Origin of the sequence: Halostella salina (assembly GCF_003675855.1) — an archaeon.
Classification (GTDB): domain Archaea; phylum Halobacteriota; class Halobacteria; order Halobacteriales; family Natronoarchaeaceae; genus Halostella; species Halostella salina.
The window spans coordinates 438,409-459,881 of the sequence record NZ_RCIH01000001.1; the positions used below are offsets into that span (position 1 = coordinate 438,409).

General features: G+C 71.7%; 25 protein-coding genes. 10 read left to right on the plus strand and 15 right to left on the minus strand.

Annotated features, from left to right (window positions below; translation table 11 throughout):
- Nucleotides 1–80: 80 nt before the first annotated feature.
- Nucleotides 81–674 (minus strand): CocE/NonD family hydrolase, encoded by a 594-nt coding sequence (locus tag D8896_RS02295; protein ID WP_121820449.1) that lies wholly within the window; start codon nucleotides 672–674, stop codon nucleotides 81–83.
- A gap of 54 nt (nucleotides 675–728) precedes the next feature.
- Here D8896_RS02295 and D8896_RS02300 point away from each other — a divergent pair, with 54 nt between their 5' ends.
- Complete coding sequence (locus D8896_RS02300) at nucleotides 729–1,586, plus strand: PspA/IM30 family protein (RefSeq protein ID WP_121820450.1); 858 nt, start codon at nucleotides 729–731, stop codon at nucleotides 1,584–1,586.
- Nucleotides 1,587–1,687: 101 nt separating this feature from the next.
- On the opposite strand, the gene D8896_RS02305 is transcribed toward D8896_RS02300, so the two are convergent.
- The gene (locus tag D8896_RS02305) at nucleotides 1,688–2,716 is read right to left on the minus strand and encodes a hypothetical protein (RefSeq protein WP_121820451.1); all 1,029 of its coding nucleotides are present in this window, start codon (nucleotides 2,714–2,716) and stop codon (nucleotides 1,688–1,690) included.
- Between the two features lie 77 nt (nucleotides 2,717–2,793).
- Here D8896_RS02305 and D8896_RS02310 point away from each other — a divergent pair, with 77 nt between their 5' ends.
- Genes D8896_RS02310 through D8896_RS02325 form a run of 4 tightly spaced genes read left to right on the plus strand, consistent with a single transcriptional unit; the run spans nucleotide 2,794 to nucleotide 5,635 of the window.
- On the plus strand, nucleotides 2,794–2,982 hold the full coding sequence (locus D8896_RS02310; protein ID WP_162991395.1) for a hypothetical protein: 189 nt from the start codon (nucleotides 2,794–2,796) through the stop codon (nucleotides 2,980–2,982).
- A gap of 48 nt (nucleotides 2,983–3,030) precedes the next feature.
- Nucleotides 3,031–4,575, plus strand: a complete 1,545-nt coding sequence (locus D8896_RS02315) for a His/Gly/Thr/Pro-type tRNA ligase C-terminal domain-containing protein (protein ID WP_121820453.1) — start codon at nucleotides 3,031–3,033, stop codon at nucleotides 4,573–4,575.
- Nucleotides 4,576–4,613: 38 nt separating this feature from the next.
- Nucleotides 4,614–5,297, plus strand: a complete 684-nt coding sequence (locus tag D8896_RS02320) for a helix-turn-helix domain-containing protein (RefSeq protein ID WP_121820454.1) — start codon at nucleotides 4,614–4,616, stop codon at nucleotides 5,295–5,297.
- 44 nt (nucleotides 5,298–5,341) lie between these two features.
- Nucleotides 5,342–5,635, plus strand: a complete 294-nt coding sequence (locus tag D8896_RS02325; protein WP_162991396.1) for a HalOD1 output domain-containing protein — start codon at nucleotides 5,342–5,344, stop codon at nucleotides 5,633–5,635.
- Here D8896_RS02325 and D8896_RS02330 read toward each other — a convergent pair whose 3' ends face one another.
- The 4 genes from D8896_RS02330 to D8896_RS02345 all read right to left on the minus strand — a co-directional run bounded on the left by D8896_RS02330 (nucleotide 5,636) and on the right by D8896_RS02345 (nucleotide 9,117).
- Nucleotides 5,636–6,676 (minus strand): dipeptide epimerase, encoded by a 1,041-nt coding sequence (locus D8896_RS02330; protein WP_121820455.1) that lies wholly within the window; start codon nucleotides 6,674–6,676, stop codon nucleotides 5,636–5,638.
- Complete coding sequence (locus tag D8896_RS02335) at nucleotides 6,673–7,686, minus strand: DUF1611 domain-containing protein (RefSeq protein ID WP_121820456.1); 1,014 nt, start codon at nucleotides 7,684–7,686, stop codon at nucleotides 6,673–6,675. The genes D8896_RS02330 and D8896_RS02335 overlap by 4 nt, the downstream gene beginning before the upstream one ends.
- 53 nt (nucleotides 7,687–7,739) lie before the next feature.
- Nucleotides 7,740–8,630, minus strand: coding sequence for a Vms1/Ankzf1 family peptidyl-tRNA hydrolase (locus D8896_RS02340; protein ID WP_121820457.1), 891 nt, complete (start codon nucleotides 8,628–8,630; stop codon nucleotides 7,740–7,742).
- Nucleotides 8,631–8,760: 130 nt separating this feature from the next.
- The gene (locus tag D8896_RS02345) at nucleotides 8,761–9,117 is read right to left on the minus strand and encodes a DUF5802 family protein (protein ID WP_121820458.1); all 357 of its coding nucleotides are present in this window, start codon (nucleotides 9,115–9,117) and stop codon (nucleotides 8,761–8,763) included.
- A gap of 161 nt (nucleotides 9,118–9,278) precedes the next feature.
- Here D8896_RS02345 and D8896_RS02350 point away from each other — a divergent pair, with 161 nt between their 5' ends.
- A complete protein-coding gene (locus tag D8896_RS02350; protein WP_121820459.1) occupies nucleotides 9,279–9,971 on the plus strand; it encodes a metalloregulator ArsR/SmtB family transcription factor in 693 nt (230 codons plus the stop codon).
- Here the strand turns inward: D8896_RS02350 and D8896_RS02355 are convergent.
- On the minus strand, nucleotides 9,968–10,453 hold the full coding sequence (locus D8896_RS02355; RefSeq protein ID WP_121820460.1) for a flagellar type III secretion system protein FlhB: 486 nt from the start codon (nucleotides 10,451–10,453) through the stop codon (nucleotides 9,968–9,970). The two genes, D8896_RS02350 and D8896_RS02355, sit on opposite strands and share 4 nt — an antisense overlap.
- A 63-nt stretch (nucleotides 10,454–10,516) precedes the next feature.
- Entirely contained in the window at nucleotides 10,517–11,038 is a 522-nt protein-coding gene (locus D8896_RS02360; RefSeq protein ID WP_121820461.1) for a hypothetical protein, read from the minus strand.
- 143 nt (nucleotides 11,039–11,181) lie between these two features.
- On the opposite strand from D8896_RS02360, the gene gatD reads away from it, so the two are divergent.
- Together gatD and D8896_RS02370 are read left to right on the plus strand one after the other, a co-directional pair.
- Nucleotides 11,182–12,432 carry a Glu-tRNA(Gln) amidotransferase subunit GatD gene (gene gatD, locus D8896_RS02365; protein ID WP_121820462.1) on the plus strand — a complete coding sequence of 417 codons (1,251 nt, stop codon included), beginning with the start codon at nucleotides 11,182–11,184 and terminating at the stop codon, nucleotides 12,430–12,432.
- Complete coding sequence (locus D8896_RS02370) at nucleotides 12,423–13,343, plus strand: GNAT family N-acetyltransferase (RefSeq protein WP_121820463.1); 921 nt, start codon at nucleotides 12,423–12,425, stop codon at nucleotides 13,341–13,343. Before gatD ends, D8896_RS02370 begins: the two co-directional genes overlap by 10 nt.
- Nucleotides 13,344–13,382: 39 nt before the next feature.
- On the opposite strand, the gene D8896_RS02375 is transcribed toward D8896_RS02370, so the two are convergent.
- The 3 genes from D8896_RS02375 to D8896_RS02385 are packed head-to-tail and all read right to left on the minus strand — an operon-like array spanning nucleotide 13,383 to nucleotide 16,092.
- Nucleotides 13,383–13,658: a ubiquitin-like small modifier protein 1 gene (locus D8896_RS02375; protein ID WP_121820464.1), complete on the minus strand. Its 276-nt coding sequence runs from the start codon at nucleotides 13,656–13,658 to the stop codon at nucleotides 13,383–13,385.
- 20 nt (nucleotides 13,659–13,678) lie between these two features.
- Nucleotides 13,679–14,827, minus strand: coding sequence for a TrkA C-terminal domain-containing protein (locus D8896_RS02380; RefSeq protein WP_121820465.1), 1,149 nt, complete (start codon nucleotides 14,825–14,827; stop codon nucleotides 13,679–13,681).
- Complete coding sequence (locus D8896_RS02385) at nucleotides 14,824–16,092, minus strand: potassium channel family protein (RefSeq protein ID WP_121820466.1); 1,269 nt, start codon at nucleotides 16,090–16,092, stop codon at nucleotides 14,824–14,826. The genes D8896_RS02380 and D8896_RS02385 overlap by 4 nt, the downstream gene beginning before the upstream one ends.
- Before the next feature lie 105 nt (nucleotides 16,093–16,197).
- Here D8896_RS02385 and D8896_RS02390 point away from each other — a divergent pair, with 105 nt between their 5' ends.
- Together D8896_RS02390 and D8896_RS02395 are read left to right on the plus strand one after the other, a co-directional pair.
- Nucleotides 16,198–17,352 (plus strand): NAD-binding protein, encoded by a 1,155-nt coding sequence (locus D8896_RS02390; RefSeq protein WP_121820467.1) that lies wholly within the window; start codon nucleotides 16,198–16,200, stop codon nucleotides 17,350–17,352.
- A gap of 90 nt (nucleotides 17,353–17,442) precedes the next feature.
- Entirely contained in the window at nucleotides 17,443–17,928 is a 486-nt protein-coding gene (locus D8896_RS02395) for a hypothetical protein (RefSeq protein WP_121820468.1), read from the plus strand.
- 63 nt (nucleotides 17,929–17,991) lie between these two features.
- On the opposite strand, the gene D8896_RS02400 is transcribed toward D8896_RS02395, so the two are convergent.
- From D8896_RS02400 to D8896_RS02415, 4 genes are all read right to left on the minus strand, one after another.
- Nucleotides 17,992–19,347 carry an HPP family protein gene (locus D8896_RS02400; RefSeq protein ID WP_121820469.1) on the minus strand — a complete coding sequence of 452 codons (1,356 nt, stop codon included), beginning with the start codon at nucleotides 19,345–19,347 and terminating at the stop codon, nucleotides 17,992–17,994.
- A 68-nt stretch (nucleotides 19,348–19,415) separates the two neighbouring features.
- On the minus strand, nucleotides 19,416–20,141 hold the full coding sequence (locus D8896_RS02405; RefSeq protein WP_121820470.1) for a nucleoside phosphorylase: 726 nt from the start codon (nucleotides 20,139–20,141) through the stop codon (nucleotides 19,416–19,418).
- 51 nt (nucleotides 20,142–20,192) lie between these two features.
- Nucleotides 20,193–20,498: a HalOD1 output domain-containing protein gene (locus tag D8896_RS02410; RefSeq protein ID WP_121820471.1), complete on the minus strand. Its 306-nt coding sequence runs from the start codon at nucleotides 20,496–20,498 to the stop codon at nucleotides 20,193–20,195.
- Between the two features lie 133 nt (nucleotides 20,499–20,631).
- Entirely contained in the window at nucleotides 20,632–21,456 is an 825-nt protein-coding gene (locus D8896_RS02415) for a DUF63 family protein (protein WP_121820472.1), read from the minus strand.
- Nucleotides 21,457–21,473 lie beyond the last annotated feature (17 nt).

The following is a 21,473-nucleotide window of genomic DNA, read 5'->3' on the forward strand; positions in this document are numbered from 1 at the left end:
GTGCGCAACCCCGATTCAAAACGATTTCGGAGCGCGCCACGCACCGGCCGACGCCGCGCCCTCCGCGCGCCGAAACCCCCCTACAGCTCTGCGGCGAGGAACTCGGCGACGAGCCCGCCGATCCGGTCGTGCTTCCCGACGAAGAAATGATCCGCGGACAGCTCCACCACGTCGTCGCCGCGCTCGCGTGCGACCTCGACGACCGGCGTCGGGTCGGCCGTGTCGTCGCGCGTTCCGAATATCACCTGTGCCGGGCAGTCGAGCCCTTCCAGTGCCCCCGCGGCGTCCAGGTCGTCCCGGAGCCGCGCGGCGGGCGCGAGCGTCGAGACGGCCACCACCGGGCGGTCGACCGACGCCGCCGCCAGCAGCGCCATCGCGCCGCCGAAGCTGTAGCCGAAGAGCGCGACCCCGTCGTACCGGTCGGCGGCCCAGCGAACCGCGTTGCGGGCGTCCTCGCGCTCGCCGTACCCCTCGTCCCAGTCGCCGTAGTCGAAGCGCAGACAGGCGACGCCGCGGTCGACCAGAGCGTCGCCGACGGCGGTCAGCCGGGCGTCGCCACGGTGGCCGCGGTGCTGCGGATGGGGCGGGCAGGCGACGACGCAGGCCGTCGCCCCGCCGTCCGGTTCGTCGAGCGTCCCCCGAACGTCCCGCGCGCCGGGGACGAGTACGTCCATATCCGTCCGTTGACGGGGTTGGGATTTTAAGGTCGCGGTCCCGTAACTGGGGGTATGGGAATACTCTCTCGGGCCTCCTACGTCATCCGGTCGAAGGTCAACGCGGTGCTCAACCGCGCTGAGGACCCGACGGAGACGCTCGACTACTCGTACGAGCAGCTACGCGACGAGCTACAGGACGTGAAACGCGGCATCGCCGACCTGACGACCCAGAAGAAGCGCCTGGAGATGCAGAAGCGACGGCTGGAGGAGAACGTCGACAAGCACAACGAGCAGGCCCGCGAGGCCGTCCGGCAGGACCGCGACGACCTCGCGCGCCGTGCTCTGGAGAAGAAGAAGGCGAAGATGACGCAGATCGAGGAGCTGGAGGGCCAGATCGCCGACCTCCAGCAAACGCAGGACAACCTCGTCGAGAAGAAGGAGACCCTCCAGCAGCGCATCGAGGAGTTCCGGACGAAAAAGGAGACGATGAAGGCGCGCTACGAGGCCGCCGAGGCCAGCGCCCGCGTCTCCGAGGCGATGACCGGCGCGGGCGACGAAATGGAGGACGTGGGCCGGGCCATCGAGCGCGCCGAGGACCGGACCCAGGAGATGGAGGCCCGCTCGGCCGCCATGGACGAACTGCAGGACGAGGGCGTGTTCGAGGACGCCCTCTCGGACAAGGACCAGCTGGACCGCGAACTGGAGGAGGTCCGGACCAGCGGCGCGGTCGACGCCGAACTCGACACGCTGAAAGCCGAGATGGACGCCGAGGAGGCCGAGACGGCGGAGGGTGACGGGACCGCGGACGCGGAGACCGAGCCGACGGAGGACGTGGAGTTCGAGACGGAGGGCGGCGGCGACGTCGACGTGGACGTCGACGAGTCCGAGGTGGAGTCGGAGCTAGAGGACCTCAAAAGCGAGGAGAAGTAGGCTCCGCCCGGTCGCGGGGAAGAGTGTTTGCGCTCGCCACGTCCCGATGGTCGCCGGTACCGGTGCAGGCGACTACCGGTACCCAGTGAGAGCAAACACTGTCAGTCCACGTCGATCGTCTCCGCCCGGTCCGAGTCCCGGAGGATGAACGGTCCGATCGCGAGCGTCCGCTTCGCGACCGTGGCGATCCGGAGGACGAAGGAGACGAGGATCAGGAACGGGAACACCGACACCGTCGCGGCGGCGCTGACGAGCCAGACGATGTTGTCGACGCCGAGCGTCGCGCCGGGGAACGACGTGGGGTCGAGAAAGAGGAGGGCGGAGGTCGAGACGAGCAGCGCCGGCACCGCGGCGTAGACGATGGCCCGCGAGAGGTTCACGAGCTCCCACTGGAAGTACAGCGTCTTGATGTGCTCCCGAGCCGGGCCGAACAGCGACAGCACGTCGACCAGGTCCTCCGCGGCCTTCGACGTCTCGTCGTCGAACTGGTCGCCGTACGTCCGTCTGAGCTGGTTCAGCTCGTAGATCTTCCAGGAGTAGTTGTAGTCGAGCGCGGCGTCTATCACGGCGAACGTGCCGAAGTCGGCGTCCTCGAGTCTGTCGCCGACCGCCTCTGCGTTCCCGACGAGTTCGTCGACGTACCGGTTGACCTGGTCGCGGACCTCGCCGGAGCCCTCGGCTGCGTGGTCCTCGAACGCGTTCGCGCGGGTCTTCGTCGCCTCGACGAGCGCGCCGAGGAACGCTGCCGGTTCGGGCGGGGCCGCCGCGCCGATCACGTCGGCCACGTCGTCGCGGAAATCCATCGACCCCTGCATCCGACCGCGCTGGTCGCCGAGCGGGCCGAGTTCCTGCGAGAGGACCACCTGATTGATCGTGACGACGAGGGTCACGCCAGTGATGATCGAGGTGATCATCGCCTGAAACGCGGTCTCGGCCGGGTCGGACCCCTCCATCGTCGCCCGGAGCGGCGACCCGTCGAGCGTGCCGAGAACGACGAGCGTGACGAACACGGCCGCCGCCAGCACGCCGGCGACCGCCCACCGGTTGACGTGCATCAGGGCTCGCAGCCGGTATCGACTCTCGTCGGCCCGTTCGCGCATCGTGTCCGCCGGCGATGACTCGTCGGCCATGCCGGATGGGTACGCGGGCATCACGGAAATGGCTACCCGACCGGAACGCTAAGGCGGTGGCCGTCCACGGCTCCGACATGCCGGACGCTCGCTACGAGTACGCCACCGAAGTGGTGTCGCTGTACCCCAACGCGCTCGACGCCGACCGGTTCGACGGGCTGTTGAACGACCGCGCGGCCGACGGCTGGGCGCTCGACCGGACGCTCGCTATCGACGAGTCGACGCTGCTGTTCGTCTTCCGCAGGCCCGCCGACACGGAGGCGTGACCGGACCGCCGACGGCACCCTTTTCACCGCCCGCCGGGTTGCTCGACTATGCGACTGCTGTACGCCCACGCCGACCGCGCAGCGGTCGACGCCGCCGACGGGGCGACGGCGGAACTCACCGACTGCGTGGCCGCGTTCGTCGCGGTCGAGCCGGGGGACGCCGCGGCCCCGGAAGCCGTCGCGACGAGCGCCGCTGACGAACTGCGGACGGTCGCGGACCGCCTCGGCGTCGACGGGGTCGTCCTCTACCGATGTCCGCACCTGCTCGACGCGGCGGCCGCCGAGGGTCCCGCAGCGACGGCCGTCGACGCGCTCGCCGAGCGACTCCCGGCCGACTACGACGTTCGGCGCGCACGGGTCGAGGGGGACGCCGGCGGCGCGGTCGACTGGCGCGGCCACCCGCTCGCGGTGGGCGGTTGCCGGGTCGGACCGGCGGCCGACAGCCTGCAGGCGGCTGACGACCGCGCGGTCGTAACGCCCTCTGGTGATCGGCGCGACCCGGGGACTGCGGACGGCACCCTCCGCGCGGTCGCGGACGCCGGTCGACCGTCGACGGATCCGCCGGGCGACGACCGCCTCCGCGAACTCGGCTTCCTCGCCGAGGACGGGGCGACCTGGCTCCCGCGGGGCGCGTTCGTCCGCGACGCGCTCGCCGCCCGCGCCGACGACCTGCTCGCCGAGGCGGGCGCGGTCCGCGTGGCGGCCGCCGACTCCCACGAGGGACGGGGGCCGGCCGCATCCGTCCCGGCCGACATCGCTGACGCCGACCTGCCGGTGCGCCTCCGCGACCCGGGCGGCTGGCGCGGGGCCGACGCGCCGGAGATGGCCGTCGTCGTCGCGGACGCGACGGCCGGAGCGGACGAATTCAGACGGGCGGCTGCGATCGCCCGCGAGGCGGTCGGGGACCTCGGTGTCGACGCCGCCCCCGTCGTGCGGACGGTCGCGGGCGGGGCCGACGCCGGCCCGTCGTCGGCGGCCGTCGCCGCCGCGGTCGACGCGCCAGTCCTCGCCGAGACGCTCCCGATGCGGGTCGGGCGCTGGTCGACGGCGCTGGACTTCGTCGCCGTCGTCGACGGCCGCGCGGTTCGGACCGGCGCAGTCAGGTACGACCCGCCGCGGAGCGACTCGGCCGACGGCGGGCCGTCGCGTCCGACCGTCCGCTGTGCGCCGGTCGGCCGGCTCGACGTGGCGATCCGGGCGACGGTCGCCGGAGATGGCGGCCTTCCGACGTGGCTCGCGCCGACGCAGGTCCGGCTCGTGCCGGTCGACGCGGGGCACGCCGAGCGCTGCGACGCCGTCGTCGCGGCGCTGTCCGAGTCGGGCGTCCGCGCGGACGTCGACGACCGCGAGCTATCAGTCGGCGACCGGATCGGCCGCGCCGAGGCGGCGGGCGTCCCCTACTACGCCGTCGTGGGGGAGCGCGAGGCTGGTGACGGGCCGCTCCCCGTGACCGAGCGGGCGAGCGGCCGCGAGTCGGCGATGACCGTCGCGGAACTGGCCGAAACCGTCCGCGAGGCGACGGCGGCCTATCCGTCGCGCCGACGGCCGCTGCCGGCGCGCCTGCGCGACTGGCCGCCGGTCGGCGGCGCGTAGCGCCCGACGCATTTGTTCGTCGGGACCGTACGCCCCACATGACCGTCATCGCCGACCTGCGAGTACCGCCCGCGGAGTTCGTGCTCGCGCACTCGCTGCACTCCGTCGACGACGCGCAGGTGGAGGTCGAACGCGTCGCGGCGACGGACGAGGACCACGTGACACCGTACTTCTGGGTGACCGCCGGGGACCTCGACGCGTTCGACGACGCGCTCCGCGAGGACGGCACCGCACGGGACCCGAGCCTGCTGGAGCGCAACGATCACGAGCGACTCTACCGGGTGGACTGGCACGCGCCCGACCACGGGATCGTGTCAGCCATCGCGAACTCGCTGGCGACCCTGCTGACGGCGTCCGCGGCGGACGAGTGGCACGTTCGGCTCCTGTTTCCGGACGACGAGGCGCTCTCGACGTTCCACGACCACGCGCAGCGCTGTGACCTGACGTTCGACGTGGACCGGCTCTACCGACCGGACGACCCAGGGGAGTTCGAGCAGTACGGGCTCACGGCCGACCAGCGCGAGGCGCTGCTGGCGGTTCTCCGAGCCGGCTACTTCGACGTTCCGCGGGGATCGACGCTCGCGGCGGTCGCGGCGGAACTGGACATCTCCGACACCGCGCTATCGACCCGGCTCCGCCGGGCACACGCCAACCTCATCCGCGCGACGATCGCCCGGGGCGAGGGGCAGGGTGACTTAAAGAGCGTGAATACTCACGGGTAGACCATACACCGGCGGGGACCGTACGGTCGACGGGTGGAACGATGATGAGACGACAGGCGATCGACGGGCAGCCGACGAGCGATGGCGGCGGGGAACCGGACGGAAACGAGCGGGCGCGGATCGCCGACCTGACGTGTTACGAGTCCGCGAGCGCGGCAGTGGTCGACGCCGTCGCCGAGGCGGCGGGCGTGGAGCCGACGGACCTGCGGCCGCTGTTCGAGTTCGTCGACCCGGATGCGCTGGACAGCCTCGCGGCCGACGCGACCGTTCGGTTCCGGTACGCCGGGTACTCGGTGACCGTGTCGACGGACGAAGTCGTCGTCCGCGCCCCGGGCTGATCAGCGCGGGACTGCACCGGTCCCCGGCCGGTCGACCGACGCGAGGTCGATCACGCCGTCGGGCATCGGCACGCCGGCGAACGGGTCACGGTCGAGCAGGAGCGAGCCGTCCAGGTCGGCGTAGTCGAGCAGCGGCGCGAGGTGGGCCCCCGCGGCGATGGAGGCGTTGCTCTCGACCATGCAGCCGAGCATCACCTCCAGCCCCTGCGCTCGGGCGGCGTGGACCATCCGTCGGGCCTCGGCGAGGCCGCCGCATTTCATCAGCTTGATCGTGACGATGTCGGTCCGGTCGGCGACGCGGGGCACGTCGTCGACGGTCACGCAGGACTCGTCGGCGGCTATCGGCAGTGCCGACCGCTCGTACACGAACTGTAGCCCCTCGGGATTCTCCGCGGGCACCGGCTGTTCGATGAACTCCACGCCGTAGTCGGCCAGCGTCTCGGACATGCGGACGGCCTCGCGGGGCGTCCACGCCTCGTTGGCGTCGACCCGGATCCGGGCGTCGGGGGCCGCCGAGCGCACCGCGTCGACGACGGCCTCGTCGCGGTCGGTGCCGACTTTCACCTTCAGCACCTCGTGGCCGGCAGCGACCGCGTCCGCGGCCTTCTCGTGCATGCGGTCCGGGTCGTCCAGCCCGATCGTAAAGGAGGTGCTGACGGTCCGGTCCGGGTCCAGCCCCCAGTAGCGGTACAGCGGCAGGTCGGCGCGCTTGGCGATCAGGTCGTGGAGGGCGATGCTGACGGCACAGCGCGCCGCGGGGTTGTCCCGGACCGTTTCGCGCATACGGCGCTCGATCCGCTGTCGCTGGTGGGGATCGCCCACGTCCTCGACGACGGACAGCAGGTCCGGCAGCACCGCTGCGACGGTGTCGGCCGTCTCGCCGTAGTGGCGCGCGGGGGCCGCGCCGCCGACGCCGACCCGGCCCTCGTCGTCCGCGACCCGGACGACGACGTTCTCCGAGACGGTCTGGGTGCCGCGGGCGATGGTGAAGGGAGTCTCCAGCGGCAGCTCCAGCCGCTCGAACGACGCGGAGAGCGTCACAGCACCGCCTCCAGCACGGCGTCGGGGTCGAATCTGACGAGGTCCGCGGCCGGCGCGTCGAGCGCATCGCCGAACTCGGCGACCGCCTCGCGGGCCGCGTCGTCGCCGGCCACGTCCATCGTGTTCAGCGCCCCGGCGACGACGGTCCCCTCGTGGACCGGCGCGGCGAGCGACTCGTACAGGTCGACGTACGTCGGGAGGGCGGGCAGACGGAACTCCTCGTACCCGTGGATCCGCTCCCGGCCGGCGCGGTGACAGAGCACCATCCGGTCCGGCATCGCGCCGTGGAGGATGCCGCAGGTCACCGCGGAGTACGCCGGGTGGACGATGCTCCCCTGCCCCTCCACGAACAGGTAGTCGTGGTCGTCGCCTTTTTCCACGATCATCTCCTCGACCGCCCCGGCGGTGAAGTCGCTGACGACGCGGTCGACGGGGTTCCCCCACCCCTCGACCATGATCCCCGTCTGGCCCGTCGGGACCACGGCGGCGTCGTGGCCACGCTCGCGGGCGGCCGCGGCGAGTTCCATCGTCGTCGTCATCTTCCCGACCGAGCAGTCCGTGCCGACCGTGAGGATCACTTCGGCGTCGACCTCGCGGGCGACGCCGTCGGCGACGGTCAGGTCGTCTGGCGGGCGGCGCACGTCCCGGAGTTCGCAGCCGTGCTCGTCGGCGAGCCGGGCGAATTCGTCGTCGTCCGCGAGGAAGTAGTGGAGCCCGGCGACAACGTCACAGCCCCGCTCCAGCGCGGCGCGCACGTCCGACCGCCACGACTCGTCGAAGCCGCCGCCGATCGGCGCGATGCCGATCAGGAGCGCGTCGACCGCGCCGACATCGTCCATCGATCCGACGATCGGCGCGTCCTGTACGTCCGGCACGTGGTCGCTCACGCGCTCGCCGGCGCGGTCCCGGTCGAGGACGGCGGTGACCTCGTGGTCGCCGTACCGCAGGACGCCGAGCGCCGTCTTGGCGCGGCCGGGGAACTGCTCGTGTGCGAGGATCGCGATGCGCATACGCTTCCCAAGCAGGGGCGGGGGCATAAGCGCGGCGCGGGCGGCAACCCGGTTCAGATCCGGTACAGCGTCGTCGTCCAGAAGTCGTAGAACGCCTCCTCTAAGGCGTCCTCGGGGTCGCCGGTCGCGTCGACGGCGGCGGTCGCTGTCGCCTCGGCGTCGACGTCGTCCAGCACGGTGGACTCGCCGACGAGCACCAGCCGGTCGGCGTCGCGGTCGGCGAGCGCCGCCTCCGCGCGTTCGACGTGGTCGGCGACCTGCTCGTCCCGGCGGCGCTCGAAGCGGGCCTGCGAGAAGCCGCCCTTCGAGTGGTTCCCCTTCACGTCGCTCTCGAACGCCGTCGTCGCGACGCGCTCCCGGCCGTCGTACTCGCCGAGCGCGAACAGGTCCGCCCGGACCACGGCGAACGCGAACCGACCCGTCGGCAGGAACCACTCGCGGTCGAGTTCGAACCCGTCGTCCCACGCGGCGAAGGTGTCCGGGGCGACCGGCGGGTCGAACGCCGCGCTCACGACGCCGGCGTCGTCCGTGACGGCGAGGCAGGGGCCGGCGCGGTCGACCAGCGGCGCGCGGTCGCCGAACACCTCGCGGACCGCGTCCGGGACCGTCCCGTCGACCATCGCGGTCAGCGCGCCCTCCGGCCCGGCGTCGACGCTGGCGAGGCGGTCCAGCACCGCGGCGAGGCGGTCGCCCCGAAGCTCCTCGACGCCGCGGTAGTCGAGCGCCGCGTCGTCGTCGCCGCCAGCCCGCTCGACGCGGTCCTCTAGCTCGGCCACCCGGTCCTCGAGTCGGTTGACGCGCTCCTCGGCGTCCTGCCGGGCGCTGACGGCGTCGGCACGGCGCTCGGACTCGGCCTCCAGCTGCCGCTCCAGATGTCGCTTCTCCTCCTCCAGCTCGTCGATGCGCTCCTTCAGCGCCGCCCGCCCGAGCAACTCGTCGAGCATCGGATGGGACGGGACGGCGCGGCCACTTCTAGGTTCCGACGAGCGGCCACCATACGGTCGATCGCACGTCAGCTTCGAGGGTCACCGGTCCGCCCGGTGACCCATCGGGGCACGGGTACAACCGACCGTGTCAGGTGTTGTCCGGCCGGCCGTCGCCCCCGGAGAGTCTGAGAAGCTGGGAGGCGCGGTCGGCCTTCGCCAGCAGCACCTCCCGGAGCGCCGGCGGGTCGCGGACGCCGTCGTCGAGGAGCGTCTCGGGGACCGCGAGCGTGTCCGACGGGACGCCCTCCTCGCCGTGGACCGGGAAGTGTCGGGTTCCGAGCTTCATCACGAGCGGTGTGTCGAGGCGCTCGATCCCCTCGCCGCTCGCGTACAGTTGCTCGTTGACGCGTTCGTGCTGTGCCCGCTGCATCACCGCGTGCTCCCCGTCGAACGGCTCCACGTAGAGCCGCCCGAAGTAGTAGCCGCTGGAGAACTCCTCGAACATGCTATGCAGTAGCATGACATGCGACGGGGCGGTATAAGCTTTCCTCCGCAGGGCTTTTGTCGACCGCTATCAGTTCCCCGTCGGGCGGTCCACGCGCGACGCCGCGAGCGGGCGGGGAAAGCAGTCACCCTTTTTACTGCTCGCCGCGAACCCCCGGTCGAATGGATTCTGCCGCGCTGCTGGACCTGCTCGGCAACGAGAACCGCAGGCGGATCCTGCGGCTGCTCGCGCGCAAGCCCTGCTACGTCACCGAGATCAGCGAATACCTCGGCGTCAGCCCGAAGGCGGTCATCGAGCATCTCCGGAAGCTAGAGGAAGCGGGGCTGGTCGAGAGCCACACCGACGACCAGCGGCGCAAGTACTTCCACATCGCGCGGAACCTGCGGCTGGAGGTGAACGTCTCGCCGTACGGCTTCGGGACGAAGAGCGCCTACCCGGCGAGCCGGAGCCTCGACATCACGACCTGGCGCTACCTCTCGCTCGATATCGACCCGGCCGACGCCGTGGCGGACGACGACTCCGGCGACGGCGGCGACCCGGACACGGACGACCCCGCCGAACTCGCGGCGTCGATCGCACGGCTGGAGGAACTGGAGAACGAACTCTCGATGGCCCAGCGGTGGGTGCAGGGCCGGCTGACCGACCTGCTGGACCGCATCTCGGCGGCGACCGACGAGGAGGTCAACAGCCGGCTGTCGGCCGACGTGCTGCGCGCGCTGTCCGAGGGCCCTCACACGGTCGCCGAACTCGCCGACCGGGTCGACGCGTCGCCGGAACTCGTCGAGCGGACGCTGGCCGCGATGGCCGAAGCCGACCTCGTCCGCCGGACCGAGGAGGGCTGGACGCTCGCCTAGATCTCCCGGGTCAGCCCGTCGCGCAGGTCCCGGCCGAAGTAGACGCCGAGCAGCCCCGCGACCCCGCCGACGACGGCGCTGATGGCGATCAGCGGCACGCCGACGCCCGCAAGCGTCAGGAGCGCGTTCCGGAGCAGCGACGCGCCGCCGCCGACGGCGATCCCGGCTAGCCCGACCTCCGCGTACCGCCGCTCCGAACTCGCCAGCCCGACGGCGAAGGCGACGGCGAACATCCCGAGCGCCCGGCCGAAGAAGGGGATCGTCGCGCCGCCGGCGACGAGGCCGACCGTCAGCAGGACGGCCGAGACGAGGAAGGTGCCGGGGTCGAACCAGCGCTCTAGTCCGGACGGCTCGTCTTCGGACTCCGCCCGTGTATCCGACTCCGTGCCGGACCGCAGGCCCCCGCCGCCGAACGTGTCGTCGAGCGACTCGTCGACCGGCTCGTCGCTCGACCGGGTGCGCTGTTCGGTGCGCTCGCTCATGGAAACAGGTTGGTGGCCGACGGGCAAGGTCTTTTCCCCGCACCATCGACCGCCTGAACGACGCTACACGGGCAGGAGCACGTACAGCGAGGGGACGAGCAGCGCCACCGCGAGCCCGTACACCGCGGCGGAGACGGCCCACTGCAGGCGGATCCCGCCGCCCCGGTCGTCGTAGTCCGCGAGACGGCGCGGGCCGACCCGCGGGAGGACGACCGCGCCGAACAGGACGACGGCGAAGGCGGCCGCGGCCGCCGCGGCGAGGAGCCGCGAGACGGACACGAAGCCGAAGACGAGCAGTTCCACGTCCCGGAGGTCCCCCGTCGCGATCAGCAGGAGTTCGACGCCGACGGCGACGAGGATGCCGGCGAGGTAGTGAACCGTGTGGCTCCCGAGGGGGACGACCGCGTCCGGCACGTCCGGCCAGACGGCCGCGAGCGCGACCTCCTTGGGCACGTCGCCCTCGGGGAGCGCAGCCATCGGGAAGTTTGCTATCGCGGCGGCACCGAACCCGGCGAGCACGGCGACCGCGATCCGAACGGGAACCGCCCGGAGTTCGGCTCCGGCCGCGTGTGCGACGACGCTCATGCCGGTTCGGAGCGGCGCTCGACGCATAAAGTCTCCGAGATGCCGGAACGTGGCGACACCGACGGCTGACCTCCGCCGGACGGTCGACCCCTGCCGTCCGGAACGCAACGCTTGAAGTGCCGCGGGCCGAACCCACGGGCAAGATGAACGCAGGCGACCGCGTCCGCGTCGAACGCGCGGACCAGACCCACGAGGGCGTGTTGCTCCCCTCGACGACGGCGGACCACCTCGTCGTCAAGCTCGACGGCGGCTACAACGTCGGCATCGACCGCGCGGCGGCCGACGTCGAGGTGCTCGAAGCCGACGCCCACGAGATCGAGGAGGGCGGCGACGGCAACGCCTCGACCGTCGAGTTCGACGAGGACCTCCCGACGGTGTCGCTGATCAGCACCGGCGGCACCATCGCCTCGACGGTCGACTACCGCACCGGCGCGGTGACCGCGCAGTTCGACGCCGAGGACGTGCTCCGGGCCGTCCCGGACCTGGCGGGGCTGGCGAACTACCGCGGCCGCGTCGTCGCCAACATCCTCTCGGAGAACATGACCCCCGACGTGTGGCGGGAGCTCGCCGAGGCCGTCCACGAGGAGATCGAGGCCGGCGCGGACGGCGTCGTCGTGATGCACGGCACCGACACCATGCAGTACAGCGCCGCCGCGCTCTCCTTCATGCTCGACACGCCGGTCCCGGTCGTGTTCACCGGGAGCCAGCGGTCGGCCGACCGGCCCTCGTCGGACAACGTGATGAACGCCGTCTGCGCCGTCGAGGCCGCGAAAAGCGACGCCGCCGAGGTCATGGTCTGCATGCACGCCTCCGAGAGCGACGACGTCTGCGCGCTCCACCGGGGCACCCGCGTCCGGAAGAACCACACCTCCCGCCGGGACGCGTTCGAGACCGTCGGCGCGAAGCCGCTGGGCGAGGTCGACTACGAGACCGGCGAGCGGCCCGAGGTCTCCTTCCGCCGGGACTACGCCGAGCGCGGCGCGGCCGACCTCGCCATCGCGCCCGAACTGAACCCCGAGGTCGAACTCCTGAAGTTCGCGCCGGGGATGGACACGAGCTTCCTCGACGCCGTCGAGGGCAAGGACGGCCTCGTGATCGAGGGCACCGGCCTCGGCCACGTCCACACCGACCTCATTCCGCGGATCGAGGACCTGGTCGACGACGGCACGACGGTCGTCATGACCAGCCAGTGCATCGAGGGCCGGGTCTGCGACCGCGTGTACGACACCGGCCGCGACCTGCTCGACGCCGGCGTCGTCGAGGCCGGCGACACCCTGCCCGGCACCGCGATGGTCAAGCTGATGTGGGCGCTGGAACACACTTCCGACCCCGAGACGACGATGGCGGAGCCGGTCGCCGGCGAACTCACCGAGCGCTCCGTCCCATGGGAGTGAGCGAGGTGGCGGTTCGCCCCGCGACCGCCGACGACTACGAGGACGTGGTCGCGTTCACCGAGGGGACGTGGGCCGAGCGCGGTGCCAGCGACTACATCCCCCGGATCTACCACGACTGGATCGAGGGCCCCGACGGCGGCGAGCGACAGCGCACGCTCGTCGGCGTCGTCGACGGCCGCGCGGTCAGCGTCGCGCAGGCGGTCATGCTCTCCGAGCACGAGGCGTGGTGTCAGGGGATGCGCGTCGCCCCCGAGCACCGCGGCGAGGGGGTCGGGGAAGCGGTCACGTACGGCCTGTTCGACTGGGCGCGCGAGCGCGGCGCGGTCGTCGCCCGGAACATGGTGTTCTCGTGGAACGTCGCCGGCCTCGGGCACTCCCGCGCGATGGGCTTCGAGCCGGCGACGGAGTTCCGCTGGGCACACCCCGAGCCGGCCCCCGACGCCGAACCGGCGGCGACGGTGACCGACGACCCCGACGCCGCCTGGTCGTACTGGACGGACAGCGACGCCCGCGACCACCTCGGCGGGCTGACGCTCGCGATGGACGAGACGTGGGCGGTGCAGGACCTGACCCGCGACCTGCTCCACCGCGCCGCAGACGAGACGGCGACGTTCGCGGTGCAGGACGGCGGCACGCGCGGGATGGCCTACCGCGTCCGGGACTACGAGCGCGAGAACGAGGACGGCGAGGTCGAACACCGCGCCGAGTACGGCGTCGGCGCGTGGGACGACCCCGACGCCTGCCGCGACCTGCTGGCCGCGGTCCGCCGGGACGCCGGCGAACTCGGCGCGGACCGCGTCCGCGTGCTGGTGCCCGAGACCGCCCGCCACGTCAGCGACGTGGCGGCCACGCGGACCCGCGTCTCCGACGAGCCGGACTTCGTGATGGCGGTCGACCTCACCGACCGCTGAACGCGGCGGCGGGGACCGCCGGACTCCGGCTCCCGCCCGCTACCCGCCGCTGACCGGCGGGAACAGCGCGAGTTCGTCGCCCGGCTCGACCTGCTCCTCTAATCCGTCGCCTTCGACGAGCACGTTCGTCCCGTTCCGGAGGACGTTGATGTGGTCGCGAAGCTCGCCGTCGTCGGTCAGTACGCGCCCCTCCAGCGCCGGCCGCTCGGCCAGCAGCGCGTCGAGTGCCGCCCCGACGGTGTCGGCGTCCCCGTCGACCGGCACCTCCTTCGTCCCGGCGCGCTCGGCGAGGTCCGCGAACAGCTTCCACTGCATGCCTGACGGTGGCCGGCGCGTCAGGAAGTAAGTTCCGCCTCCGGCGGTCCGGCGGCGGCCTCGAACGCGCGGAGGTTCGCGGGGCGAGCGACGGCGTACACCGTGTCGCCCACGGCGAGCACCCGGTCGCGGGCCGGCAGTGCCTCGACACGGCTGTTCGTCCCCGTCACGGCCGCCACCGTCACCGAGAGCGCCCCGACGGGCTGGCCGACCAGCGGACTCCCGTCGGCGAGCGTAGCAGCCCCCATCGTCTCGGGGGCGGCGCGCAGCAGCGACGCGAACTCGCGGTCGGCCGACCGCTCCGCCGGGAGCGTCACGAGCCGGTAGCTCGCGTCCGGGTCGATCGCCCGGGCCTCCGCCTCGTCCAGCGCGAGCGTCGCCACGTCGCCGACGGCGGCGCGCAGTTCGGCCGTCGTCACGCGCTCCGGCTCCGCGCCGTCGCGCCACACCTGCACGAGGTCGCCGGGCGAGGCCGAGAACGCCGGGTCGGCGCGGACGGCGACGGCGGCGCTGCCGGGCGCGAGCGTCGGCCCGAGCCCCGCCGCCCGGCTGCCGAGCGCGAGGTACTCGACGGTCCCGTCCGCCGCGACCGCGAGGTCGACGTGGCCGACGCCGTAGTCGTCGCGGAGCCGCGCCCGGATCCGGTCCTCCAGCTCGGCGACGGTGAGCCGGCGGGGGAACAGAAAGACCGTCCCGGCGACCTCCTCCTTCGTCTCGGCCGACACCGGGTCGTACCCGTCGATGTCCTCGACAGTCTCGGGGAGTTCCACGCGGACGACCCGGCCCGCCGCTCGCACCAGCTGGCTCACCTCCCGGTCAACGTCGCGCGTGCCGGTGACCGACAGCGAATCGGTCGCCAGCCGGTCGCCGAGCCGCCGCCCGACGTCGGAGGCGATCCCGCCGACGAGAAACGCGAGGACGGTGAACGCGGCGGCCGTCGGGTCGAGCAGGTCGGACTGGCCGACGATCGCGTCCCGGAGCGCGGCGTCCGTGTTGAGCCACGCGCCGATCACGGAGAGGCCGAGCAGGATCGCGATCCCGTCGGGCACCGCTTCCCGTCCGTACCAGCGGTAGGCGAACGCGACCATCGCCGCGACGGCCCCGGCGATCGCCGCGAACACGAGGATCCGCGTCCCGGCCGCGACGGCCGGCCCGACCTGTCCGATCACTGGCCGGCCCCCCTGAACCGGTCGAAACCGTCGGTCGTCCCCGCGACGAACAGCTCGTCGCCGGGCGACAGCGGTGAGGTGCCGTCCGGCGAGAACGTCCAGCCGTCGGCCGCGGGGCCGGACCGACCGTCGCCGTCGCGCTTGACCGCGAGCACGGCCACGCCGTCGGTCGCCCGGACGTTCGCCTCGCCCAGCGTCCGCCCGTCGAGGTCGCTCCCGGACGCGACGGTCAGCCGGCGGATCCGCTTGCCGGCCCGGCGCAGCAGGGAGACGAGTTCGTACTCCCGGCGGACCCCCCGTGCGAGGACGACCACGCGGCCCCGGTCGGCCCGCAGGAGCGTGGGAGCTTTCCCCTTCGGCACGGCGACGGTCACCCGGCCCTCGCCGCCGGTCGTCGTCGGCGCGGCCGGTTCGGCGTCCCGTTCCTCCGTCTCGTCGTCGGTGCCGCCGTCGGTCGCAACGTCCCCGTCGCGACGGGCGGGCTGGGCTGCCGGCCCGGTCCCTTCGGGATCCGACTTCGCGCTGACGACCGTCCCCTCGACGCGCTCCCCGTCGGTCACGATACGAACCCGGTCGCCGCGGGCGATCCCGGTCGGGACGAGCGCGGCGATCGAGACGGCGCGCTGGCCGGCCGGGACCCGGCGCGACAGTCCGCCCGAGGACGGCGCGGCGCTGATCGTCGCGCGCCCCCGGGAGTCGATCGACGCGGTCGCGTCCGCCAGGTCGTGCTCCGACCGGATGCGTTCGGCCAGCCGGCGCTCGATCTCCGGCAGCGGCAGGTCGGCGGGGAAGCGCCACGAGCCGTCCCGGATCGTCGCTCGCACGTCCTCCGGCAGCGGCGGGTAGCCCTCGATGTCGCCGACGCTCCCGGCGGCCGTGACCGTCACCTGCCCCATGCCGCCGACGAACTCGACCACGTCCATCGAGAGCGTCGTGCGGCCGATCGAGCGCAGCGAGAACCGCTTGGGGAGCGTCGCGCCGAGCTTGTCGCCCTGGCTGTGGGCGTACAGCGACAGCATCATCACGATCGTAACCGCGACGATCAGCCGCGGGGACCCCTGTATCGTCGGGTCGATCAGCCCGAGCAGGCCGCCGTTGACGCCGGCGACCGCGACCGCGAGGACGACGACGCCGAGTCCCGGAAGCGTCACGCCGGTGAAGTACTTGAACACGAACCCGAGCGCGCCGGAGACCAGCGCCGGGAAGATGCCGGTGAGCAGGCCCAGATAGATCCCGAGCAGCGCCTCGACGGGGAGGGATGCCATGGAACCGGTATGGCAGGCGACCGGTAAGACAGTTGCCCTCCGCGGGACCGCAGTGGGGTTCCGACACCGACGGGCTTTTTTCCGGACGCCGTGAGGGACGACTGTATGGCCACCCTCAGGGAACGGTTCGGGGTGCGAGCGACGGTGTGGCTGGTGCTTGCGGTCGCCGTCCTGTCGGTCGTCACCGGGATCGCCAACATCACCGACACGACGGTGGTGTTCGGCCCCTTCGCCGACCGGATCCCGCCGGAGATTCAGCGGCTCGCCGGCTTCACCGGCGCGCTGACCGGTTTCCTGATGCTGGCGAGCGCGCTGGGGTTGCGCCGCGGCCTCCGGGCCGCCTGGTACACCACCGTGGTCTTGCTCCCGGTGACCGCCGGACAGGGGTTCGCCCAGTCCAGCGAACTCTCCTTCCCGCTGATCGTCCTCTCGCTGGCGGCGCTGCCGGCCGTCCTCCTCAACTACCGGCGATTCGACCGCGAGGTGTCGCTGACGACGCCGCAACTGGCCTCCGGGATCGCGCTCTCGGGCGTGCTGGTGTACGGCACCGTCGGCGCGTACGCGCTCCGCGAGGAGTTCGACGGCGTCTCGACGGCGCTCGACGCGTTCTACTACACCATCGTCACGGCCAGCACCGTCGGCTACGGCGACGTGACCGCGACCTCGCAGCAGGCGAAGCTGTTCTCCGTTTCCGTCGTCGTGCTCGGCACGGCGAGTTTCGCCATCGCCCTGGGCGCGCTGCTCGGCCCCGCCATCGAAGCCCGCCTCACCAAGGCACTCGGAAAGATGACAGACTCAGAGCTCGAACTCGTCGAGAACCACGTGCTGGTCCTCGGCTACGGCGACCTGACGGAACCGCTCCTGACCGAACTCTCCGACGGCGACGTCGAGTTCGTCGTCGTCGCGCCGAACCCGGAGCAGGTGGAGACGCTCCGCGAACGCGGCTTCCTCGTGATCCAGGGCGACCCGAGCGACGACGAGACGCTCGAACGCGCACAGCTCGGCGACGCCCGCGCCGTCGTCGCCGCGACCAACAACGACGCCGAGGACGCCCTCAGCATCCTGAGCGCCCGGGAACTGCGGCCCGACGCCCGGATCGTCGCCGCCGCAACCGACCGCGAGAACGTCGAGAAGCTCCGCCGGGCGGGCGCGGACGTGGTAATAAGCCCCGCCTCCATCGGCGGCCACCTGCTCATGCAGTCCGCGCTCGGCGAGGACGACACCGAGGCGATAGCGAATCGACTGATCGAGGAGACGTGAGGCAGTACGTGTCCCTCGCCGACCGACTTTGCGTTGCCGGCCGACCCGACTCCGAAAGCAATTTTTACTTCACTATATTTCCTTCTATCAATGAAAAAAAAACGACGGGATTTCATCTCTGGGCTGGCCGGCTGCTCACTAGCGCTGGTCGGTGGCTGCCTCGGGGAACTGGGGGCGACGAACAACTCTACCGACGCGGCGACGACGGACGACGGGACGGCGACGAACGTGGCCGCGACCGACACAGCAACCGGGACGGCTTCCGCCGACACGACGGCGGCGTCCCCCGACACAACGGTAGACGCTACTGACACGTACGACCGGTCGGCCCCGGCAGCAGCCCTCACCATCGAGCAACACGAGGAGACGCTCCCGACGGACGTGACCGTCACGCTGGAGTCGCTCAATGCCGACCACATCCGAGTCGAAACCACCGAGCGGACGAAACGGCTCGACGAGGCCGGTGGCAGCGTCACGCTGACCGACCTCGACGGCGGACGCGTGCTGGTGATCGCCGTTCGTGGCGACGAGGAGAGCCTCATTCAGACGTACGAAGTGACGGGAAGCGAGGCGTAACCGTCACACGCGTGCGACCGGCGCGGTGGTCGGCCGTGGCCCGACGACCCGTGAACGGGACGGTCATGCTAGGTGCACGACACCGACGGCGGCGTCGACCTCGTCGATCCGTTCGAACGTGGGCGGCGAGACGAACCGCGAGGCGGCGCTCCGGTCAGTGCTCGCCCCGATGAGCGTCAGGTCGAACTTCGGGGCGTCCCGCGCGATGAACGACTCGACGGCGTCGTTGACGACCCGCGTCTCGAACGACCCGTCGAACGTCTCGACCACGTCGGCGAGCGTCTCCTCGGCGGACCGCCGGTTGCGCTCGTCGTCGATACACGTCGCGACGGTGACGCGACCCGTCGGCCCCGCCAGCCGGCAGGCGAAGTCGACCTTCACGTGGGCTGCCTCACCGGCCGACCGGATCGGGACGAGAACCCGCTGCCAGCGACGGTCCTCGTCGGGGAGGCGGGCGGCGACCACGTCCATGTCGCCGCGGAACAGCGTCCGGACGTACGACGAGAGATGTCCGTGGCGCTGCTCGTAGGGGGCGACGATCAGGTCGCAGTTCTCCTCCCGTGCGGCCCGGAGCGTCGCCACGGCGGGCGACTCCGTCGAGACGACGGCGACCTGACAGGGGACGCCGACTCGCGTCCGGACGGTCTCGGCGCGGGATTCGAGGTCGGCCGCCACGTCGTCGGGGTCGTCCTCGCCGTCCGCGAGTCCGAGCAACACTACCTTCCCCGCCTCGTGGGCGGCGGCCAGTCGCGCGCCGAGGGCGGTCGTCGCGCCGACGTTCCCCCCGCGGACCGGGACCAGCACGTGGTCGTCGCCCTTCGTCGAGCGGTAGAGGTACTTCGCGCGGTTCTCGTAGAACTCGTGCCGCCAGACGACGAAGGCCAGCGCGACGAGCGACGACGACGCCGCGACGCTGACGACGTACGCCCCCGGCGACGCGTCGATGAGCAACACGAGCAGGCCGCAGGCGTAGGCGGAGGGCTCCTCGGCGTCGAGCGACCACGTGACGAGTCCGGTGAGAAACACCGCCAGCGCGGCCCCGGCGGCGCTGGCCTGAAACCGGCCGCCGGGGTCGGCAAGCGCGAGGGTCGAGATCTCGAGTGCCAGCCAGCCGCTTGCGGCACCGGCCGTCAGGCCGAGGACGAACCTGCGGGGCGACGCGTACTGTCCCTCCGGGTCCGAGAACAGCGTGTACGACCCCGAGGCGAGCGGCGGGAAGAGCAGGTACGACAGCGTCGGCACCGCGTTCGACAGGGCCGTGACGAGCGCGATGAGCAGCGGTACCGCGACGACCGCGGAGACGCGCACGAGGTTCTCGGTGTGTTCGAGCCAGCGGTGTACGGCCCGGATCTCCCGGCGCTCGACGCGTCGAAGCCGTCGCACGAGGGACCGCCAGCGGCTCCGGAGCGCGTCGCGCATGCTCGAACGGTCGGTCGACGGCAGGATATTTGTTCCGCTGGGGGCCGCGGGACGGCGACCGCGACCGCCTACAGTTCGGTCGTCGCGTCCAGCGTGATCTGGATGGCGCGCTCGACGTTGTTCTTGGCCTTCTCGGGGAGTTCGTCGTCGTCGGTCGCGCCCTTCTGTGTCCCCTCCACGAGATTGCCGTCCACGGTACAGATCGCGCCGGCCCGCATCCCCTTGCGCCGGGCGAGGGTAAACAGCGCGGCGGCCTCCATCTCGACAGCGAGCACGCCGGCGTCCTCCCAGGCCTCGACGTACTCGTCGGTCTCGGCGTAGAACGCGTCGTCGGTCGCGACCGCCCCGACGTGGACGTCCTCGTCGTTCTCCTCGGCGCTATCCACGAGCGCCGTCAGTACGTCGTAGTCGGGGACGGCGGGGAGCGAGACGCGCTCGTAGCGCTTCGTCGTCCCCTCGTCTTTCGCCGCGCCGGTAGCGACGACCATGTCGCCGATCTCGATGCCCGCCTGGAGCGCGCCGGTCGTCCCGACGCGGATCAGCGTCTCGACGCCGACCGCGTGCAGTTCCTCGGCGGCGATCGTGGCGGAGGGACTACCGATCCCGGTCGAGCAGATGGTCAGTTCCCGGCCGTCGTACTCGGCGTTGACGACCTTGTACTCGCGGTTCTCGGCGACGACGGTGTGGTCGTCACAGAGGTTCGCGATCCGGTCCACGCGGCCGGGGTCGCCCGGCACGAGCGCGATGTCGGTCAGGTCGCCCTCCTCGACGAGCAGATGCGGCTGTTTGGCCATATCACGGCGTTCGCGCGACGCCGAGAAAAAGCGTGTGCTTCCCTGCGGTGGTCACTCGCGGACGGTTATCTCGCCGCACCCCCGGACCTCGACGGTGTACCCGTCTACCTGTAGCCGGACTGTCGTCACGCTGCCGGGTGTCTCCCACCCGTCGAACAGCGCGTCAAGCGCGTCCGGGTCGACGTGGTCGTACAGCCGCGTCGTCGTCGCCGTCGGCGGCTCGTTCCGAACCGCCGCGATCGCTCGCGCGACGGCCACGCTCGGCGGTTCGCCGTCGTCCGCCCGGCAGCGATGGGCAGCGTCGCCGCGCTTGAAGCCTGTGCTGTCGGGTCGCGCATCGGATAGTTCCCCACTCATTGTGTATCCCCCCTTTCGGGCGTCCCTCGGCTACTGGTGACACGTCCCCGAATAAATAGTTTCGTCAGACAGTCATAAAATAACCGACAGTATTTGTCGGACAACTATCCGAAAATGGACACGATCCCGGCGCTCAGCCGCTGACGGCGAACAGCAGGAGGTTGTGGACGCCGGGACCGAGCCCGACCGCGGCGACCAGACCGAGCAGCACTCGCCCCTGTCGCGGGGCGTCCCGGACGTACTCCTCGAACAGCCAGACCACGAGCAGCGCGAGCGCGACCTTGACGACGACGAACAGCCAGCCGACGCCGATGGTGTCGGCGACCGGGAGCCGTCCCGCAAGGTCCAGCACCGCCTGCGAGGTCGGCGTCCGCTCGCCGGCCCCCAGCACGTCGACGCCGATGGCGGTCGAGACGCCGTCGAGCGAGTGTGCGAACACGACCAGCGCGCCGCTCTTGCCGGTGACGGCGGCCGCCTCGGTGACGGTGAAACTCAGGAACACCCAAGCGAGGGCGGCGACCACGCCGGCCACGACCGCGCCCACGACCGGCCAGAACGGGTTCAGCGAGCCACCCTGTGCACCCAGATACAGCGAGAACATGGTGAAGGTGATAGCGACCCCGGTGCCGATCGTCCCGACCTGCCGCGCCGTCGATGCGTTCCGGCGCATGGCCGTGAGTAGCGTGGCGACGATCCAGACGAGTCCGGCGACGATGGCGGTCGTGACGTACACCGCGCCCGTGCTGAACAGCGGTTCGAGTATCGACGGGAACGCACCCTGCTGGTAGAGGACGTGTAACACGGCGCCGGTGGCCATCCACGGCGCGAACGCGACGACCGTCCAGTCGCTGACGGGCGGGTCGATCGCCCAGAGCAACGCGACCGTCGCGGCGAGTCCGATCCCCAGCCCCACGAGATACGGCAGCGACGGCAGCGTGAACCCTTCCGGCAAGACCATATCGATCCGGCCGCCCG

Bases quoted from the DNA above. Each gene is read 5' to 3' on its own strand.
- D8896_RS02375 (WP_121820464.1), bottom strand. From the start codon at position 13,658: ATGCAGTGGAAGCTGTTCGCGGACCTCGCCGAGCGCGCCGGGACGAAG.
- D8896_RS02315 (WP_121820453.1), top strand. From the start codon at position 3,031: ATGCGACTGCTGTACGCCCACGCCGACCGCGCAGCGGTCGACGCCGCC.
- D8896_RS02370 (WP_121820463.1), top strand. From the start codon at position 12,423: ATGGGAGTGAGCGAGGTGGCGGTTCGCCCCGCGACCGCCGACGACTAC.
- D8896_RS02390 (WP_121820467.1), top strand. From the start codon at position 16,198: ATGGCCACCCTCAGGGAACGGTTCGGGGTGCGAGCGACGGTGTGGCTG.
- D8896_RS02395 (WP_121820468.1), top strand. From the start codon at position 17,443: ATGAAAAAAAAACGACGGGATTTCATCTCTGGGCTGGCCGGCTGCTCA.
- D8896_RS02350 (WP_121820459.1), top strand. From the start codon at position 9,279: ATGGATTCTGCCGCGCTGCTGGACCTGCTCGGCAACGAGAACCGCAGG.
- D8896_RS02410 (WP_121820471.1), bottom strand. From the start codon at position 20,498: ATGAGTGGGGAACTATCCGATGCGCGACCCGACAGCACAGGCTTCAAG.
- D8896_RS02340 (WP_121820457.1), bottom strand. From the start codon at position 8,630: ATGCTCGACGAGTTGCTCGGGCGGGCGGCGCTGAAGGAGCGCATCGAC.
- D8896_RS02355 (WP_121820460.1), bottom strand. From the start codon at position 10,453: ATGAGCGAGCGCACCGAACAGCGCACCCGGTCGAGCGACGAGCCGGTC.
- D8896_RS02360 (WP_121820461.1), bottom strand. From the start codon at position 11,038: ATGAGCGTCGTCGCACACGCGGCCGGAGCCGAACTCCGGGCGGTTCCC.
- gatD (WP_121820462.1), top strand. From the start codon at position 11,182: ATGAACGCAGGCGACCGCGTCCGCGTCGAACGCGCGGACCAGACCCAC.
- D8896_RS02385 (WP_121820466.1), bottom strand. From the start codon at position 16,092: ATGGCATCCCTCCCCGTCGAGGCGCTGCTCGGGATCTATCTGGGCCTG.
- D8896_RS02305 (WP_121820451.1), bottom strand. From the start codon at position 2,716: ATGGCCGACGAGTCATCGCCGGCGGACACGATGCGCGAACGGGCCGAC.
- D8896_RS02335 (WP_121820456.1), bottom strand. From the start codon at position 7,686: ATGCGCATCGCGATCCTCGCACACGAGCAGTTCCCCGGCCGCGCCAAG.
- D8896_RS02320 (WP_121820454.1), top strand. From the start codon at position 4,614: ATGACCGTCATCGCCGACCTGCGAGTACCGCCCGCGGAGTTCGTGCTC.
- D8896_RS02300 (WP_121820450.1), top strand. From the start codon at position 729: ATGGGAATACTCTCTCGGGCCTCCTACGTCATCCGGTCGAAGGTCAAC.
- D8896_RS02345 (WP_121820458.1), bottom strand. From the start codon at position 9,117: ATGTTCGAGGAGTTCTCCAGCGGCTACTACTTCGGGCGGCTCTACGTG.
- D8896_RS02400 (WP_121820469.1), bottom strand. From the start codon at position 19,347: ATGCGCGACGCGCTCCGGAGCCGCTGGCGGTCCCTCGTGCGACGGCTT.
- D8896_RS02415 (WP_121820472.1), bottom strand. From the start codon at position 21,456: ATGGTCTTGCCGGAAGGGTTCACGCTGCCGTCGCTGCCGTATCTCGTG.
- D8896_RS02405 (WP_121820470.1), bottom strand. From the start codon at position 20,141: ATGGCCAAACAGCCGCATCTGCTCGTCGAGGAGGGCGACCTGACCGAC.
- D8896_RS02310 (WP_162991395.1), top strand. From the start codon at position 2,794: ATGCCGGACGCTCGCTACGAGTACGCCACCGAAGTGGTGTCGCTGTAC.
- D8896_RS02325 (WP_162991396.1), top strand. From the start codon at position 5,342: ATGAGACGACAGGCGATCGACGGGCAGCCGACGAGCGATGGCGGCGGG.
- D8896_RS02295 (WP_121820449.1), bottom strand. From the start codon at position 674: ATGGACGTACTCGTCCCCGGCGCGCGGGACGTTCGGGGGACGCTCGAC.